Source organism: Clostridium sp. TJA085, from assembly GCF_058310235.1.
In genome coordinates, this window is record NZ_JBZEEZ010000004.1 from 43,504 (window position 1) to 63,646 (window position 20,143).

13 protein-coding genes and 1 riboswitch are annotated in these 20,143 nt (G+C 26.3%); of the genes, 2 read left to right on the forward strand and 11 right to left on the reverse strand.

The window, feature by feature from the left end; translation table 11 throughout:
* Positions 1-53 precede the first annotated feature (53 nt).
* Positions 54-521 (reverse strand): L,D-transpeptidase, encoded by a 468-nt coding sequence (locus AC4FQW_RS10710; protein ID WP_491149000.1) that lies wholly within the window; start codon positions 519-521, stop codon positions 54-56.
* A 105-nt stretch (positions 522-626) separates the two neighbouring features.
* On the opposite strand from AC4FQW_RS10710, the gene AC4FQW_RS10715 reads away from it, so the two are divergent.
* Positions 627-782, forward strand: coding sequence for a hypothetical protein (locus AC4FQW_RS10715; RefSeq protein WP_303129118.1), 156 nt, complete (start codon positions 627-629; stop codon positions 780-782).
* A gap of 37 nt (positions 783-819) precedes the next feature.
* Here AC4FQW_RS10715 and AC4FQW_RS10720 read toward each other — a convergent pair whose 3' ends face one another.
* The 7 genes from AC4FQW_RS10720 to AC4FQW_RS10750 all read right to left on the reverse strand — a co-directional run bounded on the left by AC4FQW_RS10720 (position 820) and on the right by AC4FQW_RS10750 (position 13,509).
* Positions 820-2,235, reverse strand: a complete 1,416-nt coding sequence (locus AC4FQW_RS10720; protein ID WP_303129116.1) for a L,D-transpeptidase family protein — start codon at positions 2,233-2,235, stop codon at positions 820-822.
* A 384-nt stretch (positions 2,236-2,619) separates the two neighbouring features.
* Complete coding sequence (locus AC4FQW_RS10725) at positions 2,620-3,930, reverse strand: NCS2 family permease (RefSeq protein WP_491149002.1); 1,311 nt, start codon at positions 3,928-3,930, stop codon at positions 2,620-2,622.
* Between the two features lie 66 nt (positions 3,931-3,996).
* Positions 3,997-4,098: riboswitch (purine riboswitch) on the reverse strand.
* 148 nt (positions 4,099-4,246) lie between these two features.
* Positions 4,247-5,947 carry an ABC transporter ATP-binding protein gene (locus AC4FQW_RS10730; protein ID WP_491149003.1) on the reverse strand — a complete coding sequence of 567 codons (1,701 nt, stop codon included), beginning with the start codon at positions 5,945-5,947 and terminating at the stop codon, positions 4,247-4,249.
* A gap of 146 nt (positions 5,948-6,093) precedes the next feature.
* A complete protein-coding gene (locus tag AC4FQW_RS10735; RefSeq protein ID WP_491149004.1) occupies positions 6,094-9,303 on the reverse strand; it encodes an MMPL family transporter in 3,210 nt (1,069 codons plus the stop codon).
* 362 nt (positions 9,304-9,665) lie between these two features.
* Positions 9,666-9,818 (reverse strand): zinc-ribbon domain-containing protein, encoded by a 153-nt coding sequence (locus AC4FQW_RS10740; protein WP_303131111.1) that lies wholly within the window; start codon positions 9,816-9,818, stop codon positions 9,666-9,668.
* A gap of 183 nt (positions 9,819-10,001) precedes the next feature.
* Entirely contained in the window at positions 10,002-11,783 is a 1,782-nt protein-coding gene (locus tag AC4FQW_RS10745; RefSeq protein ID WP_491149005.1) for an ABC transporter ATP-binding protein, read from the reverse strand.
* Positions 11,776-13,509: an ABC transporter ATP-binding protein gene (locus tag AC4FQW_RS10750; RefSeq protein WP_491149007.1), complete on the reverse strand. Its 1,734-nt coding sequence runs from the start codon at positions 13,507-13,509 to the stop codon at positions 11,776-11,778. The genes AC4FQW_RS10745 and AC4FQW_RS10750 overlap by 8 nt, the downstream gene beginning before the upstream one ends.
* Positions 13,510-13,744: 235 nt before the next feature.
* Here AC4FQW_RS10750 and AC4FQW_RS10755 point away from each other — a divergent pair, with 235 nt between their 5' ends.
* Positions 13,745-14,860, forward strand: a complete 1,116-nt coding sequence (locus AC4FQW_RS10755) for a DEAD/DEAH box helicase (protein WP_491149009.1) — start codon at positions 13,745-13,747, stop codon at positions 14,858-14,860.
* Positions 14,861-14,901: 41 nt separating this feature from the next.
* Here AC4FQW_RS10755 and ygjK read toward each other — a convergent pair whose 3' ends face one another.
* The 3 genes from ygjK to AC4FQW_RS10770 form a co-directional block, all read right to left on the reverse strand.
* Positions 14,902-17,553 (reverse strand): alpha-glucosidase, encoded by a 2,652-nt coding sequence (gene ygjK, locus AC4FQW_RS10760; RefSeq protein ID WP_491149011.1) that lies wholly within the window; start codon positions 17,551-17,553, stop codon positions 14,902-14,904.
* A 426-nt stretch (positions 17,554-17,979) separates the two neighbouring features.
* Complete coding sequence (locus AC4FQW_RS10765) at positions 17,980-19,323, reverse strand: MATE family efflux transporter (RefSeq protein ID WP_491149013.1); 1,344 nt, start codon at positions 19,321-19,323, stop codon at positions 17,980-17,982.
* Between the two features lie 32 nt (positions 19,324-19,355).
* The gene (locus AC4FQW_RS10770; protein ID WP_491149015.1) at positions 19,356-20,138 is read right to left on the reverse strand and encodes an ABC transporter ATP-binding protein; all 783 of its coding nucleotides are present in this window, start codon (positions 20,136-20,138) and stop codon (positions 19,356-19,358) included.
* Between the last annotated feature and the right edge of the window lie 5 nt (positions 20,139-20,143).

The following is a 20,143-nucleotide window of genomic DNA, read 5'->3' on the forward strand; positions in this document are numbered from 1 at the left end:
TTATTTAATACACAAAAAAATTAATAGTATCATATTTATTATTAATACTTGTCTTACGCAATAATAACAGGTGTTGAATTTGGTATATTATCATATATCCATTTAGCATTTTGAGTTAAAAGCCTTATACATCCGTGACTAATTTCCATTCCAAGTCTAGAATCTATTACATACTTGCCTGTACTATCATATAAAATTGAATGATAATAATATCTTCCTATAAATCTAGTTGCATACTTAGCCCTATACTGAGTAGTTCCAAAGTAAGGTTTTCTGCCTGTTATATAAAAATATCCTTTTATTGTTGGTGTAGTCTTTTTTCCAACCGTACATCTCCATTTATAAATTTGTTCCCATTTACCACCATCTTCTTTAAATATATAAGTATACTTTGTTTTTAATGATGTTGTAATTAAATATCCAGTATCACTTTTTATATTATTTTCATTAACAAACTTTAACATATCAATATTAAAATTTTTAAAATCAAGAGAATTATATATTTCAACAGGATTTTTCATAAACTTACTCCTTAAAATATTTTTTCCTTTATATTATAATATTAACTATTTATATTTTGTGATTTTAAGGCATACTAATACTGAATTACTTGTGGAGGTGATATTATGCCAAAAGATAGTCAACCAGATAAAAAAGCTTCAAGAATGCCAAAATGTAATTGTCAAACTTCCCTTACTAGTGAAGAAGGAAAAAATCACAACAGAACTCAAAAAAAACATTCTGTAAAACGTGAAGGCTTTCAAAATCAACATATAAATTAAATAAAAATACGAGTGAATAAATTCACTCGTATTTTACTTACTTATAACAAACAATAGGTGTTCCTGATGTTATATTATTAAATATTGCTTCTGCAACTGGAGGTGGTAAATTTACACAACCATGTGAACCTTGATTTTGATATATATTTCCACCAAACTTATTTCTCCACCACGCATCATGAAGTCCTATCCCTCCATTAAATGGCATCCAGAACTTAACTGGTGTTTTATAATCTTCACCTTTTAATGTTGCATCTTTTTCTTTATAGTTTAAATAATATACTCCTGGTGGTGTTGCCCAATTTCTACTTGCATTACCTGTAACAATATCACCTTCTGTAATAAGAGCTCCATCTTTATAATACCAAACATGTTGTTTATCTAAATTAACTTCAACATATGTATTTCCTATATCATTAGTTCCATAAGATAAAGAAGTTTGAGAGTATACTGGTTTTCTTGTAACCTTTGCACCTTCTTTTATTTCTGAAATTAATGTTTGAACTTCTTGTGGCACATTTATTTTCCATCCATAAGATCCACCACTTACTTTTACAACAGTTCCTAATGAAGTTTTAAATTCTCTTGTTTTTCCAACTGTATTATATTCATTAGCTAACCCATTTACATAATTTGAAACTGCTTGATCATCAATTACAACATTCATATCTTTATCTACATTAACCCAATTATGAATTATAGAACCATTTAAATTTATTTTATTATCTCCTATAGTGTATGTTATATCTGAAGATACATATTTATCTAATTTATCCTTAGCTTCTATAACCTTCTTTGAATCAGCTAAATATTTAGGGTTATCATAACAATTTGCTTTATCTAAGTTTACACTTTTTTGTCCATTATGAATTGCATCTACTATTACATTATACAATTTTTCTTTATTAACCTTATTACCATAGACTTCTTTTACTATTTCATACTTTCCATCAGTATATTTAAAACTAGCATTTTTAGGATTAACAATTTTATTCTTATTAAAATAAACCATCTTATTTATAGTTTTCTTTAAAAGATTTTTATCATATGATGCTAAAAGATCTATTTCAGTGTCTTTATTACTAAATATTTTTATAATCCATTTAAAAGGGCTTTGCTCTTCTTTTAGCTCTTTAACTGTTTGAGCTGCATCATATTTTAATCCTATTTCTTTTGAAGTTATTACTTCATTAGCTCCATCTCTGCCTTCTAATTCTAATTTATAATTTCCGATTTTATCTTCAATTTTCTTATTAGCTTCTTCCACAGTACATCCTGATATACTTATTGAATTAACAGATGAACCAAAATAAAAATGATTAATAAAATACATGGACATTCCTAAATATATAGCAAGTAAAATAGATATAGAAATTATAATTCCTATTATAGTTTTTTTACGATTAATATCCCTTCTCATTTTTCTACTTCCTTTATCGCTATCTTTTTCCATATTAACAATTCCTCCCTATAATACTATACCAAAATTTTTCTTCAAAGGTTGTCCTTTTTTAATACAGTAACGCTATATTAAATTTTTATTTACAATTTAATCAATTTTTAAATAATAAATTTAATTATTTTAATGTTATTACTTAAAAATTGACTTAATAATATTAAAATGCATTATAATATTAAAAAATATATTTTAAACAATTTAAAATATTTTAATTTTAATATATAAAAGCATATTTAATTATATTCGTATTTTTCTATTTTGCCAATTACTATTTAGTTAAAATTTCTTTATTAGTAAATTTAATAAAAATCAAAGGAAACTATTTTTAATAGCTTCCTTATAAAAGTCATAATTTTATATTAAATTTAATCGCATCAATTAAGATAGTCCGAATATAAAATAAAATGTAAATAAACCTGCTAAAGTATACATTATAGGATGAACAGATTTAAAGTTACCTTTTAAAACCATTAATACAACATAAGCACAAAATCCAAAAGCAATTCCTATAGCTATACTATATGATAAAGGCATTAATATAACTGTTAAAAATGCTGGAATTGCAATTTCTGGTTCTTTCCAATTAATATCAGCTAATGAAGCGCACATAAGTGATCCAACAATTATAAGAGCTGGTGCCGTAACTTCAGAAGTTACTACTGAAAGAAGTGGTGAGAAGAATGTTGATAATAAAAACATTCCTCCTACAACAACGCTTGAAAATCCAGTTTTAGCTCCTACAGAAGCACCTGATAATGATTCAATATATGATGTTGTATTAGTTGTTCCAAATATAGAACCAACACATGTTGCAATTGAATCAGCAACTAAAGCCCTAGAGCCATTTTCTATAGATCCATCTTCTTTAACAAGTCCAACCTTTGCTCCAACTGCTACTAAAGTCCCTGCAGTATCAAAGAAATCCATAAATAACATTGTAAAAACAACCATAAGCATTTGTGGTGTAAAAACTTCTTTTATATTTGAAAGTGCATATCCAAAAGTAGGTGCTATTGATGGTACTGATGAAATTACTCTACTTGGAGTATCTATAAGCCCTGATATTATTCCAACTATTACTGTACATATCATTCCAACAAAAATTGCAACTTTAACTTTTCTTGCCATTAATGCTCCTGTTAATAAAAGTCCAAATATAGCAAGTAATACTTTAGGACTTGTTAAATTACCTATTGAAACAAAAGTAGCATCATTTTGTACTACTATTCCTGCACCTTTAAAACCTATAAATGCTATAAATAATCCTATTCCAGCTGTAACTGCTGATTTTAAATTTTGAGGTATTGCTTTTATAATAAGCTCTCTAAGTCCTGATACTGAAATTATTACAAAAATTATTCCTGAAACTAAAATTCCTGAAAGAGCAACTTGCCATGAGATTCCCATCTCTCCACAAACAGTAAAAGCAAAGAAGGCATTTAGTCCCATGCCTGGTGCAAGTGCCATTGGAAAGTTTGCATATATCCCCATTATTAGTGTTCCAAATGCTGCGGCTAATGCTGTTGCAACAAAAACACTATTTTTATCCATTCCTGTTGTACTTAATATATCTGGTATAACAAATAAAACATATGACATTGTTATAAATGTTGTTATCCCTCCAATTAATTCCCCTTTTAAAGTAGTATTTCTTTTTTCAAATTTGAAAAATTTTGATATAAAGTTCATCTTTAATATTTCCTCCTTTAGTTTTTGAAATCTTTTTAAGCTTTGATTAATCTAAAGGATTGTCCATATAATCTTTAGAAAAATCGTAGTCAGACCATTTACGGTGATCTGGTAGAAACTATCGAACCTTATTTGCGATATTATACGATATTTTTTTATATTTTTTATATTATATTTCGTATATATACATAATATTACACTTATATTCATTAGTCAATATTCGTATTTATATATTTTTATATAATAAAAAAAGTAGAAATCTTTTTTAAATATAACCTTAATATTTAAATTAATTTAAAAAGATTTCTACCATTATTTATTTTCTATGAAGTTTAGAATACACTCCACCTTTTTCTATAAGTTCTTTATGTGTTCCTCTTTCTTCTATTCCATTCTCTGTTAAAACAACTATTTCATCTGCATTTTTTATTGTTGACAATCTATGAGCTACAACTAAATTTGTTCTATCTTTACTTAATTCCTCTAATGATTTTTGTATTTCTTTCTCTGTTACATTATCAAGAGCTGATGTAGCTTCATCTAAAATCATAATAGGTGGATTCTTCAAAAATATTCTAGCTATTGATACTCTTTGCTTTTGACCTCCAGATAGCTTAACTCCTCTTTCTCCTATATAAGTATCATATCCATTTGGAAGAGACATTATAAAATCATGTATCTTAGCTTTTTTACAAGCCTCTATAATTTCTTCATCTGTAGCATTCCTATCTCCTATCGTTATATTTTCTTTTACTGTACCTGTAAATAAAAATACATCTTGTGCTACAACTCCAATATTATTTCTAAGTGAATTTAAGCTAACATCTTTAATACTTGTTCCATCTATTTTTATATCCCCATCTTCAAATTCAAAAAATCTTGGTATAAGACTACATAAAGTTGTTTTTCCACCACCAGATGGCCCAACAAGTGCTACTGTTTTTCCCGCATCTATTTTTAAATTAATATTATTAAGCACTTCATTATTATCTTCATAGGTAAAAGATAAATTTTGTATTTCAATATCTCCTTTTACATCTTTAAGCTCTATTGGGTTTTCACTTTCTTTTTCTGTTTCTTGATTTATTATTTCCATAAATCTTTCAAAACCAGTCATACCATTTTGATATTGTTCTGTAAAGTTTATTAGTTTTCTAATAGGCTGCATAAACATTTTTACGTAAAGTAAATATGCTGCAAAATCCCCTAAAGTAATATAATCCATATAAGTAAAATATCCTGCAACTATTAAAACAACTAATTCTAAAAAGTCAGTTCCAAAAAACATACCTGAAAAATAACCAGCCATTACTCTATATGCTTTTTCTCTAGCTTTTTTAAATATATTATTGGATTCTTCCATCTTTTTTAATTCTTCTTCTTCATTACAAAAAGATTTAGTAACTCTAATTCCTGCTATACTATTTTCTAAAGTAGCATTTACTTCACCAATTTTAACTCTAGTTTCCTTAAAAGCTCTACTCATTCTTTTTCTTTGAGTTATTGCAAATAAAATTATAAATGGAAGTATAGAAAAAACTATTATTGTAAGTGGAATATTTATTCCTAGTAATATAAAGAAAGATCCTAATATAATTACTAAAGATATAAATAAATCTTCTGGACCATGATGTGCAAGTTCTGATATGTCCATAAGATCATTTATTATTCTAGACATTATAACACCAGTTTTGTTGTTACTAAAATATGAGTTTGGAAGTTTTTGAAGATGTATAAATACTTTTTTTCGCATATCTGCTTGCATTCTAACCCCTACAACATGACCCCAATATTGTATAAAGTAATTTAATCCTGCTTTAAGTATAAATATTAGTAATAATGCCACACCAAATATTACAAGCATTCTAAAATTTTTATTAGGAACAACATCATCCATTATGTTTCTTGTTATCATAGGATATACCAAATCACACAACGATACTGTAAATGCTGCAAATAAATCTAATATAAATAACTTCTTATAGGGCTTATAATATTTTATAAATTCTTTTAACATAATTTATCCCTCTCATTCGTATTAAATTTTAGCCGTTTAATATACATTATATCAAAAATTCAAAGTTTATCTTATCAATTAATTATTTATTATAAAAAAAGCAAAGCCTATAATTTAGACTTTGCTTTTATAAATTAATTAGTTTTTTAATTATTATTAGATTTTTCTATTATAACTTTAAATGGCCACCAATTTGCTTTACCAAATATTTTAACCATAGCTGGAATAAATAATGGTAATATAATTACAACATAAAGTACTATTCCTGTTAATACAACCATTGATATTTCAACAAGTGATAACACTCCTGAAGGAATTAATGCTGCAAATGTTCCACTTAAAATAATTACTGCTGAAAGTATTACCCCTCCCATTAACCTCATTGTTGTAACTATACGGGTTTTCATATCACTATTTTCATCTTGATTAAATCTTGTCATTATAAATATAGAATAATCTATACCAAGTGCCATTAAAACTACAAATCCAAAAAATGATGTTATCCATGATATACCTGGATATCCCATTATTTTTTCAACAACAAACTGAATTATACTTATTGAGGTAAAATAAGTTAATATAAGTGATGCCATTAAATATATTGGCATTACTAATGATCTTAAAATTATAACTAATGCTATAGATACCCCAATTATTACAAAAATTAATGCTTTATCATAATCTTTTTGTGCCATCATCTTAGTTTCATAAGTCGTACTTGCTATTCCACCAACTCCAATATTTGCATTTTCAAGATGTGTTCCTTTTACACTATCTTTAACTACATTTTCAAGAATTGGGATTTCTGAAACAGCATCATTTGAATATGGATTTTTAGTTGTTATTACATTAATAACTGCAAGGTTTCCATCTTCACTCATATATTGATTTAATGATTGTTTAAATTTACTATTACTAAATATCTCTACTGGAACACAAATTCCTGAAAGATTATATGAAAGATTAGACCAATCATTAATAAATCCATTTGCATATCTAAGTCCATTTTGAATTTCTTGAATACCATTTGAACCAGTTTTTAATCCATCTGATAATTCATTTATTTGTGAACTAAATTCTTTAAATCCATTTTCAATTTGTTCTTGTCCAGCTGCTATTTTAGTTAATGCATCTGATATTTCAGGTACTTTTCCTGATATTTCTTGTCCTCCTTTTAGTGATTTTGAAAGTCCTGAATCTAATGCAGTTAACCCATTTTCAACCTTCTCTATTCCTGAATTAAAATTATTTAAATCTTTCATTATTTCAGTTTTTTTACTATTTAATTCATTTAAACAATTGTTTAAATACTTAATGTCTCCATTTAAATCTTTTACTTTATTTAATAAATCATCATTTACTTTTCCTTGAATATTATTTGCATTACCATCTAAACTATCTAAATCACCTTTAAATTTTTGAAAATTTTTATCTTTTTTAGCTTCAGGGTGTGTTTTTAAATATTCATTTAAATTATCTTTTACTGATGATATAGCATCTTTTATTTCTCTACTATCAACATTTACTAAATCTTTATCATTAATTAAATTATTAAATTTGCTTACTTTATTTAATATTTCACTTGCCTTACCTGTTATATCATTATAAGCATTTTCAATTTCTACTTTACTAAACTTTAAACTATCTAATTTATTTTTTGCACTATCTACTCCATCTTTAAGTTCTGTTGCACCGTTATGCTCCAAATTAATACTATCTACTAACTCATTTAATGCTTTTTGAAGTTCATCTACACCTTTTTTAGTTTTAAGTGTACCATCTTGCAATCTTTCTGTTCCTTCCTCTGCCCCTTTAAGCTTTGGCTTTGAACTATTTATTTTATTTCCTGCTTTATTTAGTCCATCTTTAATCTCATTTAATCCACCGTTTGCCTTATTTACTCCTTTATATACATCCACAGCTTGATTATTAACATATATTTCATCAAGTCTAGTTCCTGTTGGTCTTGTAACACTTAGTACTGAAGTAATATCCTTATTTGAATTTTCTATATCATTTGATATTTTTTCTATTAAAGCAATATATTCTGGCTTCTTCATATTATCATCATTTTCAATATAAATTGATACAGGTGATGCTTTACCTATTCCAAAATCATCAGCCACAATATTAAATCCTTCTTTAGCTGAATACGTATCTCCTATCTCATTTAAATTATTAAAAGATTCATTCCAATTATTAAATAATATTGGTATAACAGTTATTACTAATATAACTATTAAAGTTGGCATTGGCTTACTAAAAGCAAAATTTCCAAGTTTACCCCATAATTTATTTTCTTCAACTGAAATTTTCTTTTTAACAGGCCAAAATATATTTTTACCTAAAATAATCATAACTGATGGAAATATAGTAAATAATGCAATTATTAAAAATACTATTCCAATTGCAACTGCTACAGCACTTCTATAAAGATTAAATTCAATAAAATTAAGTGATGCAAAAACTACAAATACAGGTATAGCACTTGATAATACAGTTTTTCCTGCTGTTTTATATGTAATTTTTACAGCTTCATATTTATTTTTACCCTGAGCTATTTCTGATTTAAATCTATTTAAAAGCAATATAGAGTAATCCGTTCCTATTCCAAACATAATACATATCATAAATATTTGTGTATAATTTGAAAGTGGAAAATTATATTTATTAGCTAATATTGCAACAATAGATTGAGCAACTAAATAACTTATTCCTACTGTTAATAAAGGAATAAATGGCGTAACTATTGACCTAAATAATAATATAAGAACAATAAATATAAATACTACTGTTATATTTTGAGTTTTATTAAGCCCACTTTGAGCTGCTAAATTAACATCTGATTCTATTAACTTTTCTCCTGTAAGATATGTAGAAACTCCAGGCGTATTTAACTTACTATCTATAGCATTTTTTATTTCTTTTGTTTGAGCACCTTTAGGGTCTATTGTTATTAATGCCATTATAGTTTTATCATTATCTGATACTAACTGTGATTTTAATTCTGGTGTATCAAAGCTATTTACTATACTTTTTATATAAATACTATCTTTATCACGCTTTAAAGTTTCAATAGTACTTTTAATATTTTCTTTATCAACTTCATTTATGCCATTATTTGAATGAAAAATAGCTATATAACTATCATTACTATTAAACTTATCATTATTTTTTAATATACTTGAAATTTTTGAAGAATAATCGTTAGGTAATTGAATTCCCCCTTTAGCAGTAACTAACTTAGTTAGTGATGGAGAATTAAATACTAAAACTAATGCTATTACACACCATAAAATTAATATTGCAAAACTAAAAACCTTATCTAAACTTCTCTTACTGTTCCCCTCTTTCATACATCATCCACCTTTTCTCTTTAATGCATTAGTTATATAAAAAAATATACCACTTTATATTACTTTTTCAAAAATAAAAAGAACCATTTAACATAGTTCTTTTAAAAAATAATTTATAATTTAATTATTTTGTATATACATTATTAATATAGTTTAGAATAAAAACTTTATTTTTTTAATTTTAACAATTATAAAATACCATTTATATATATTTTTTCCTTTTATTTATTAAATTAAAAATAAAATAAATAATTAATATCAAAATTTATAAGAGTATTTTAGTTTAATGTAAATTTATTATTATATTTCCTTTAAACTAAAAAAAGCTGTAGTTTAAACTACAGCTTTATAACAATCTAAAATTATCTTCTATTTTGTTCTTTTTTAGCTCTTCTACAAGCTGGACATCTTACTGGCTCATTAGTGAATCCTTTTTCTTTGTAGAATTCTTGTTCTCCTACTGAAAATACGAATTCTTCGCCACAATCTCTACATTTTATTACTTTATCTGTCATAATAAATCCTCCTAAATTAAAAGATTCAAATTGATAATAACCTCTAATTAATTTAAGAGAAATTATATACCCAAGAGAAACTTTTCTTGTTGTTAGCATTTTTGCTACTCATTAATAATAACACAGTATTGTATATATAACAACCTTTATTTTTATTATTTATAATTTATACTTAATTTAGATCTATTTATTTGCAAATTGGCTATTATAAAGTTTTTCATAAAATCCTTTTTTTGACATTAGTTCTTCATGATTTCCTTGTTCTATAATATTCCCATCATTAATAACTAATATTAAATCTGCATTACGTATTGTAGACAATCTGTGCGCAATAACAAAACTTGTTCTACCTTTCATTATATTTTGCATAGCTTTTTGAAGTAAAAGTTCAAGTCTTGTGTCTACTGAACTTGTAGCTTCATCTAATATAAGTATTGCTGGATCCTTTATTATAGCTCTTGCAATAGTTAAAAGTTGTTTTTCACCTTGAGATATATTTGATGCTTCTTCATTTAAAAACATATTGTATCCGTCAGGTAAAGTTTTAATAAAATGATGTACATTTGCAATTTTACAAGCATTCACTATATCTTCTTTAGTTGCTCCAAACCTACCATACTCAATATTATCATATATTGTTCCATTAAAAAGCCATGTATCTTGAAGAACCATTCCAAATATTGAACGTAAATCTTTACGTTTCATATCTCTAATATCAACACCATCTATTTTTATCGACCCACCATTAACATCATAAAATCTCATAAGTAAATTTATTAAAGTTGTCTTTCCAGCTCCAGTTGGACCTACTATTGCAACCATTTGCCCACTCTTTACTTTAGCATTTAAATCCTTTATTAAAATTTTATCTTCGCTATATCCAAACTTAACATGCTCAAAAGTAACATCTCCACGTAAATTTTTAATTTTTGCAGAGTTTACAAGGTCAGGTGTTTCTTCTTTTTCATCTAATATTTCAAGTACACGGTCTACAGCTGCAAAAGCTGATTGTATACTTGAAGATAATTGAGTTATTTGTGAAAGTGGCTGATTTATTTGCCATATATAACGAATAAATGCTTGAAGGTTACCAACTGTAATTATGCCTTTGATTGCATAAATAGGTCCTATAAATGCCATAACTGCAATTCCTAAATAAGTGACTAATGATACTAATGGGGACATAAGTCCTGATACAAACTGTGCTTTAAATCCATTTGTACAAAGTTCCTCATTTATTTCTTTAAATTCTTTAATTGCATCATCTTGTTTTCCATATAACTTTATTTCATTAAATCCAGTATACATCTCTTGCACGCTTCCATTTAATTTTCCTAAAGCATTTTGTTGATTTTTAAATAAACTTTGAGACTTACCTACTATAAATCTTGAAACTAAATAACTTATAGGAATAATAAGTGTTGCAAGTATTGCCATAGTAATATTGATAGTAAACATCATAACTACTGCTAAAGTTACTGCAAGTATTGAATTTACAACTTGACTAAAGCTTTGCTGAAGTGCATTTGATATTGTATCAACATCATTAGATATACGACTTAAAATATCTCCATAACTATTTTTATCAAAATAGCTTATTGGTAATCTTTTAATTTTATTTAAAAGAGAATTTCTCAAATCTCTAATTGTATTTTGAATTGCATTTGTTAATAAAAAATTTGAAGCATAAATTAAAAGTGTATAAGAAACGTAAAATATTGCTAAAATAATTAAAATTTTAGTAATATAAGTAAAATCTACACCTGCACCTACTATTCCTTTTGAAATAGCAATTACATCTTCTGTAAGTTTAGTAATTATAAGCCCTTCAATAATTGGAGATAATGAACTTATAATTGCTGCTAAAACTATAAAAAATATAGACAATAAAAATCCTATTTTATATGGTTTTATATAAGGAGAAATTTTCTTAAAAGTAGTTTTTATATTTTTTAATCTATTCATCTTCTAATTCCTCCTTTGTAAGTTGTGATGTAGCAATCTCATAATAAATTTCACAAGATTTAAGTAATTCCTTATGAGTTCCTTCTCCTACAACTTCACCTTCATTTAATACAATTATTTTATCAGCATCAAGAATTGAACTAATTCTTTGCGCAACTATTAAAACAATTGAATCATGAGTTTCTTCTTTAAGTTTAGCTCTTAATATAGCATCTGTCTTAAAATCAAGTGCTGAAAAACTATCATCAAAAATATAAATTTCTGGTTTTCTAACTATAGCTCTTGCTATAGATAATCTTTGTTTTTGTCCACCTGACACATTTGCTCCACCTTCACTTATCTCTTCATCAAAGCTATTAGGCTTTTTAACTATAAAATCATATGCTTGTGATACTTTTGCAGAATGAATTAATTCATTCTTATTTGCATCTTTTTTACCAAACTTTATATTTTTACCTATGCTGCCTGTAAACAATAATGTTTTTTGTGGAATAAATCCAATTTTACTTCTAAGAAATTTCAAATCATAATCTCTAACATCTACTCCATCAATTTTTATATTTCCTTCAGTAACGTCATAAAATCTAGGAATTAAATTTATAAGTGTACTTTTACCGCTTCCTGTACTACCTATAAAAGCTATTGTTTCACCTTTATTAGCAGTAAATGATATATTTTTAAGTACTGGTTCTTCCCCATAAGGATATGTGAAGGTAACATTTTCAAATTCTATTTTTCCTTCATCTTTTACATTTTTTATTCCATTTATAGGATTTTTAATTAATGGTTGTTCATCTAATAATTCCTGTATTCTATTTGCTGATACCTCAGCTCTTGGATACATTACAAAAACTAATGAAAACAACATAATTGAAAACATTGCATGAAATAAATATTCAATAAATGCAACTAATTGACCAACTTCTAAAGACCCAGTATTAATCATCTTACTTGAAATCCAAAATATTGCAATTATAGCTAGATTAAGTAATAAGAAAAAAGTAGGTTGAGCACTTGACATAAGTTTATTTAATTTTTTTGAAACATCAGCATAACTTTCATTTGTATCTTTAAATCTTTCTGTTTCATGATCTTCATTTCCAAAGGCTCTTATAACTCTTATACCTGTTAAATTTTCTCTGGAGATTCTATTTAATTTATCCAAACCTTTTTGTTGCCTTTTTGACATAGGATGAGATACTTTGGCTATAATAACTACTCCTGCTATTATAAATGGAATTGTTATAGCTAATACTAAAGATAATGATAGACTTGTTTTTATTATCATTATTAAACTGATAGTAAACATTACTGGTGTGATTAATGCTGTTCTTAAAACAGTATTTATGAATTGTTGTAATTGAAAGGCATCATTAGTAGTTCTAGTAATCATAGAAGATATTCCAAATTTGTCATATTCACTATGGGAAAATTCTTGTGCTTTACAAAATATATCATTTCTAATATCTCTAGTTATACTAGTTGAAATTTTTGAGGAACAATATCCTAAAATAATGGTTCCAATAGATCCTATTATTGATATGAGAACAATAATAATTCCCATTTTTCTTATATAGGGAATATCATTATAAACAATACCAACATCTATAATTTTTGCCATTATAGTTGGTATCCCAAGTTCTACTAATGCAAATCCAAATACCGATAATACATTTAAAATAATTAATCCTTTATACCTTTTTAAATACTTTAAAATTAACCTCATTTAATTCTCATCTCCTCTCATAGTATTTTAATATTATTAAAAATTATAGCAATAATTTTATATTTTGTATATTTTCCCTTTATATTATTTATATATCTTGTTGACTCATTTTAATTTAAATGATATGATTATCTAGCAGTTGGTACGTAAAGTGCTAATTAATTGTGGAGCTTGGTTGTCTTTCGCCGGATACCAAGCTCCATTTTTATATTTTTTATTGAAAGGATAATAATTAATGAATTTTAATAATTTAGGAATAAATAACAATATAGTTAAAACTTTAAATAAAAATGGTATTAAAAAACCAACACCAATACAATCAGAATGCATACCTTATATTTTAAACAAAAAGGATGTAATTGGTGAAGCTAAAACTGGTACTGGAAAAACTTTAGCCTTTTTATTACCATTATTTCAATCTATATCAAATAAAGATAATTTTACTCAAGTTCTTATTATATCTCCAACTAGAGAACTTGCTATACAAATAACTGAAGAAGCAAATAAACTTAATGTAAATAATACAATTAATATTCTTGCAGCTTATGGTGGAAAAGATGTTTCATCTCAAATAAAAAAACTTAAAAATACTGTTCATTTAATAGTTGCAACTCCTGGTAGATTAATAGATCATATAAAAAGAAAAACTATAAACTTAAGTAAACTTAAATCAATAGTTATAGATGAAGCAGATCAAATTCTTTTTATGGGTTTTAAAAATGAAATAGATGAAATTATGAAGTTTGTTCCAAAAAAACGTCAAACTCTTTGTTTTTCAGCAACTCTAGATTCTAAAGTAAAAAAACTTGCTTATAGATACATGAACGATCCTGTTTTAGTTGAAATTAAAGAAGAAAATATAACTGTTGATAAAATCAAACAAAATGTTGTTTTTACAACAGATAGATGGAAGCAAGATTCTTTATGTGAAGTTTTAAAAGAAGATAATCCTTTTATGGCTATAATATTTTGTAGAACTAAAAGAAGAGTTGATGATTTAGAGGAAGCTATGCATAAAAAAGGATTTAACTGCAAAAAAATACATAGTGATATTCCTCAATCTAAGCGTGAAAGAACAATAAAATCTTTTAGAAATGCTGATATTCAATATTTAATAGCAACTGATGTTGCAGCTAGAGGAATAGACATAACTGGAGTTACTCATATTTATAATTATGATGTGCCTGAAACCCCTGAAAGTTATATTCATAGAATTGGAAGAACTGGTAGAGCTGGAGAAGATGGCTATACTTGCATGTTTGTAGTTCCAAGACATGAAGGTAATTTTAAAAAAATTGAAGAACTTTTAGATTATAAAATACCTGAGCGTAACATTAATATAACAAAATAAATAGAGCAATTATATAATTGCTCTATTTATTAATTAATTTTTTATTTTTTTCTTCTTTTTATTAATCCTATTCCTGCAGCTATAGAAGTTGCAGCTAAAACTCCTGCAAATCCTAAACTATATCCTGTATTTGGCATAGGCTTGCTATTATCTACATTTTGATTTTCTTCATCATTCGGCTTATTATTCTCTGGTTTGTTTTCTGGCTTATTTTCTGGCTTATTTTCTGGCTTATTTTCTGGTTTATTCTCTGGCTTATTCTCTGGTTTATTTTCTGGTTTGTTTTCTGGTTTATTTTCTGGTTTATTTTCTGGTTTGTTTTCTGGTTTGTTTTCTTCATTATTATTTGATGTTGGAATTGCTATTGCTTCTTGTGATGTAGTATTTTTTGAAGTTAAAGTATTCTTATACATTAAATAATATGCTGATGCTGACCAACTAAAGTTTTTAGTATGAAGACCTTCTCCTGTTTCTGGATTATAATTTTCTCTAATTGGTCCATCCCCCATTAATCCTTCTGCATTATTAAATAACTTTTTAGCCATTCTTTCAGCATCTTTGTTATATCCATAATTTTGAAGAGCCTCTACTCCATATAATGCTTGATCAAGCCATACTGGTCCTCTCCAATATTTACTTGGGTCATATTTTGAATTATCTTTTGATGCTGTTGGGAAAGGTACAAAAGTATCGAATTTTCCTGGATCGACCATATTATCTTTAACTTTTTCTGCTTCCTCTCTAGTAGCCATTTTTGCCCATAAAGGAATCCATCCTTCTGTTCCTTTTCCTCTTTCATCTAACATATTTTTCTTCTTTCCATCTTCACTTATTTGAAGATCATAGAAAAATCCTGTTTTCTCATCAAACATATTTTCACTTACATATTCTCTTACATATTTTGCTTCTTTATCATATTTATTTGCATCAGATGACTTTCCTAATTCATTTGCTATTGATTTTAAAAATCCCTTTTCTGCATAAAGATATGCATTTAAATCAACTGATTCTTGATTTATTGAATATCCAAGAAGCTTTCCATTTTTATCTTTATTCTCAAATACCTTTACACCAACATCTTCTCCGCCAGCTCCTTCTTTATCAAATCTTGTAGCATTATCCATACCACTTTCCCAAGCAGCTGCTAATATTACTTCATCTTCATTAAATTTAGGATTTCCTTTTTCATCTTTCACAATATTTCCATTTTCATCGTATAACCAATGTGCATCATGTACCATTCCACCATATTCTGCTATACCATTTTTATCATGGTCTCTATTTGTATACCACCAGTTATGATATTCAACTAATTTAGGATACATTTCTGCTAAAAATGCTTTATCATTAGTTTCTTTATAAACATTCCAAACTGCCCATGCTGCTAATGCTGGCTTTGAATTTCTTTCATTCCAGTTACCACCATCACCATTTCTTGCTTCATCTTTATTGTAGAAAATAGCGTCTATTATAGTTCCTTTATCTTGTGGTCTTAAATCATCATTTCCTTTAATTTGATAATCAAATAAAGCTTTTATATTATCTTGAGCAAGTTTTCCATTAAATTTTGCTGTAGCTACAGCTTGTTTCCATGAGTCCCATGCCCACATTCCAATAAACCACTTGTATGACATTGAAGGAACTATACCATCATGCTTAATTGCTCCTGCTGCACTTCTCCAGTTTGTAATTAAAGTTTCTATTGATTTAACAGTAGCATTTTTATATTCTGGATTATTAGTACTTTCTACTCCTTCAAAAGTTTTATCTAGATATCCTTGCCAACGACTATTATTTTCTGCAAAATATTTATCTCCATTCCCTATGTATTTGTCTAAATTCTTCTTTTCATTTTTTAATTCTTCATTAGTAAAAGTATATGTTTGAGTTGAATAAGTTTTAAACTCTTTTTCAGGTTTTATTATAACTTCATCATTTAATGTAGTTACATAATTCTTTCCTTCAACTTCTGTTTTTACATTTCCATCATATTGAACTGTAAACTTAGTTTCTGGAGTTGAGAAGAAATTCCATGTATCTCTTAATTGTGAAAAGTTAACTTGAACTCCTTTGTCTGTTGCTTCTAAACTTTGTTTTAAATCTATAACTTTATTTCCTGTATTAAGCTCTCCAAATATACTTCCTGTCCATTTTAAATTTAAGTTTAATTCCTTATTTGTTTTATTTTCTATTTTTGTTTGTATAAGTGCACTTCTATTACTTGCAAAAATAAGTTCTAAAGTTAAGTTAAAATCTTTGATTTCATATATTTGAACCAATTTTCCTGGATAATAATTAAAAGTTACATTTTTTGCTTTAGTTAAATCATATTTTTCTTTTGTTTCTGTATTTTCTATAATAATTTTACTAATTGTTTTAGACATATTTGTTGGATATTCTTCTCCAATTATTACTGGACCTGCGAAACCACCATATATATCTTTAGCATCTTTAGTTGGTAAATAGTACCCATGCCATGCTCCCATATCTGAGAAATTGTTATATTTATTTGTTGAATATGATCCATATATTTGTGATGTTGGATTTGCAGTTACATTAAGAACATTTTTAAAATCAGTAACCTTATCTCTCTTATCTTTAGCTAAAACATTTATTCCCCCTAAATTTCCAACTAATACTGCTGTTAATACAGCCGTTGTTATAATCCCTTTCTTTTTCATTCTAAAAGCCATAAATAAAATCCTCCCCTAAACGCCTTTTTATTATAATTAACTTTGTTAAAACAAAATTTTAACCTTAAATTTATATAAAAAAACACCTAAATCAAGCATTTCTTACACCATAATTAAACCAAAATATTTTTATAATATTTCAGCATTATAATATAAGAGTTTTAAAGTTAATTTAGGTATTACCTCAATAAAAAATGATAAGTATTTTCACCATTTTCTTGCATTATATAGCAAATATTAGCATGTAAATGTTTTTATGTCAACATTTTATTATATTTTTATTAATTTTTTGTAAAAATATATCTAGATTTAAAAAATCTAGATATATTTAACCAATATTTCTTATTTATATTTTTATTTATCATATATATTTAATTTATTTTCTATAAATATATTATTATTTCATCCCTTAAAATTATTTTTTTACTATTGCTTATTATTAAATTTGAATTCTGTTACTAATAAAACTACAATAATTAAAGTTGTTATTAAGTCTGTAATTGGCTGAGCTAACCATACCCCACTTAAACCAATAAATCTTGGTAATATAAATAATATTGGAATTAATACTACAATCTGCCTAAGAACTGATAAAAACATTGACTGCTTAATCTTACCTATAGCTTGGAAATACGCTGGTCCAATAAGTATAATTCCTATAAGAGGAAGCGTTAATGAATATACTCTAATTCCTATTATAGCCACATCCATAAGCTGTGAATCATTACTAAATACACTAACTAATACTTTAGGGAAAATTTCAATTAATAAAAATCCTACTATCGATATAACTGTTGAATATATAATAGATAATTTTAATGTATCCTTAACTCTTTTATATTTTTTTGCTCCATAATTATATCCTATAATAGCTTGAATGCCTTGATTTATTCCAAAAATAGGCATTATAAATATTAATATTATTGAATTAATTGCAGTCATAGCACCAATTGCTAAATCCCCTCCATATATTTTCAAGTAATTATTCATTATTAAAGAAACAAAGCTTGTAGCAAGTTCCATAATAAAAGGTGAAATTCCTAAAATTATAATTTTTCTAATAATTTTAAAATCTAATTTTAAATTATATCTTCTTATTTTAATAGTAGATTTTTCACTTAAAAAATAATATATTAGTATAGCGAATATAATAACTTGAGTAAGTACAGTTGCAATAGCCGCTCCTTTTATCCCCATATTAAACTTAAATATAAATATTGGATCTAATATTATATTTATTAAACAACCTAATATCATAGTTTTTGCAGCAAATTTTGGATTACCATCTACTCTTATAATATTATTTAATGTAAATCCAGTTATGCAAGTAACTGACCCTAAAAGTATTACACTAATATATTCTCTTGCATAAATTATAGTATCATAGCTTGCCCCAAATACATTTAATATAGGATTTATAAAATTTAGTCCTATTATCATAATAAAAATTGAAATTATCACTGAAAAAAGTACTGCATTTCCTAAGTATTTTTCTGCTTCTTCATGATTTCCTTCTCCAAGTTTTATTGCAATATTTGTAGTTGCTCCCATTGATATCAAAACACCAAATGATACTATTAAAGTAAATATAGGCATTGTAACTCCAAGCCCTGCTATAGCTAATCCTCCAACACCATTAATTGATCCAATAAAAACTCTGTCTACAATGTTATAAAGAGAAGTTATTAACATACTCAAAATAGCTGGAATTGAATATTTAATGATTAATTTGCTAATCTTTTCTTCTGCTAAACTTTCTAAATTTTTCATTCTTAAACCTCTTTAATTATGTATACATAGTTTTATACCATATCATAAGTTATACAAACTGGCTTACCACTTCTTGGATCGTTAACTATCTCAGCATCAATATTAAAAAGTTCTTTAAGATTTTCTTTTGTCATAACTTCATGTGAAGTACCTGTACATATTATTTTACCTTTTCTTAATCCAATCATATAATCTGCAAATCTAGCTGCATTATTTAATTCATGTATTACCATTACTATAGTTCTATTTTCTTTTTTGTTAAGTTCCTCTAAAACCTTAAGAACCTCCAATTGATGTGCTAAATCAAGATATGTTGTAGGTTCATCAAGTAACAAAATATCAGTTTCTTGTGCCAAAGCCATTGCAATCCACGCTCTTTGTCTTTGACCTCCTGATAATTTATCTATAGGTCTATCTCTAAACTCCAATATATTTGTTTTTTCTAATGCCCAATTAATTATCTCTTTATCTTCATCTTTTAATTTTCCAAATCCTTTTTGATATGGAAACCTACCATATGAAATTAACTCCTCAACTGTTAACCCATTTGGAGCCTTTGGACTTTGAGGTAATACAGCCATAGCCTTTGCAAGTTCTTTTGAATCTTGATTATTTATCTCTTTTCCATTTATATATATTAATCCACTCTTAGGCTTAATTATTCTACCTAATGTTTTTAAAATAGTAGATTTTCCACATCCATTGGCTCCTATAATTGTAGTTATTTTTCCTCTTGGTATTTCTAAATTCAGATTTTTTACAATATCTAAATTTCCATAAGATATATTTAAATCTTTAGTTTTTATGCAATTCATCCTTA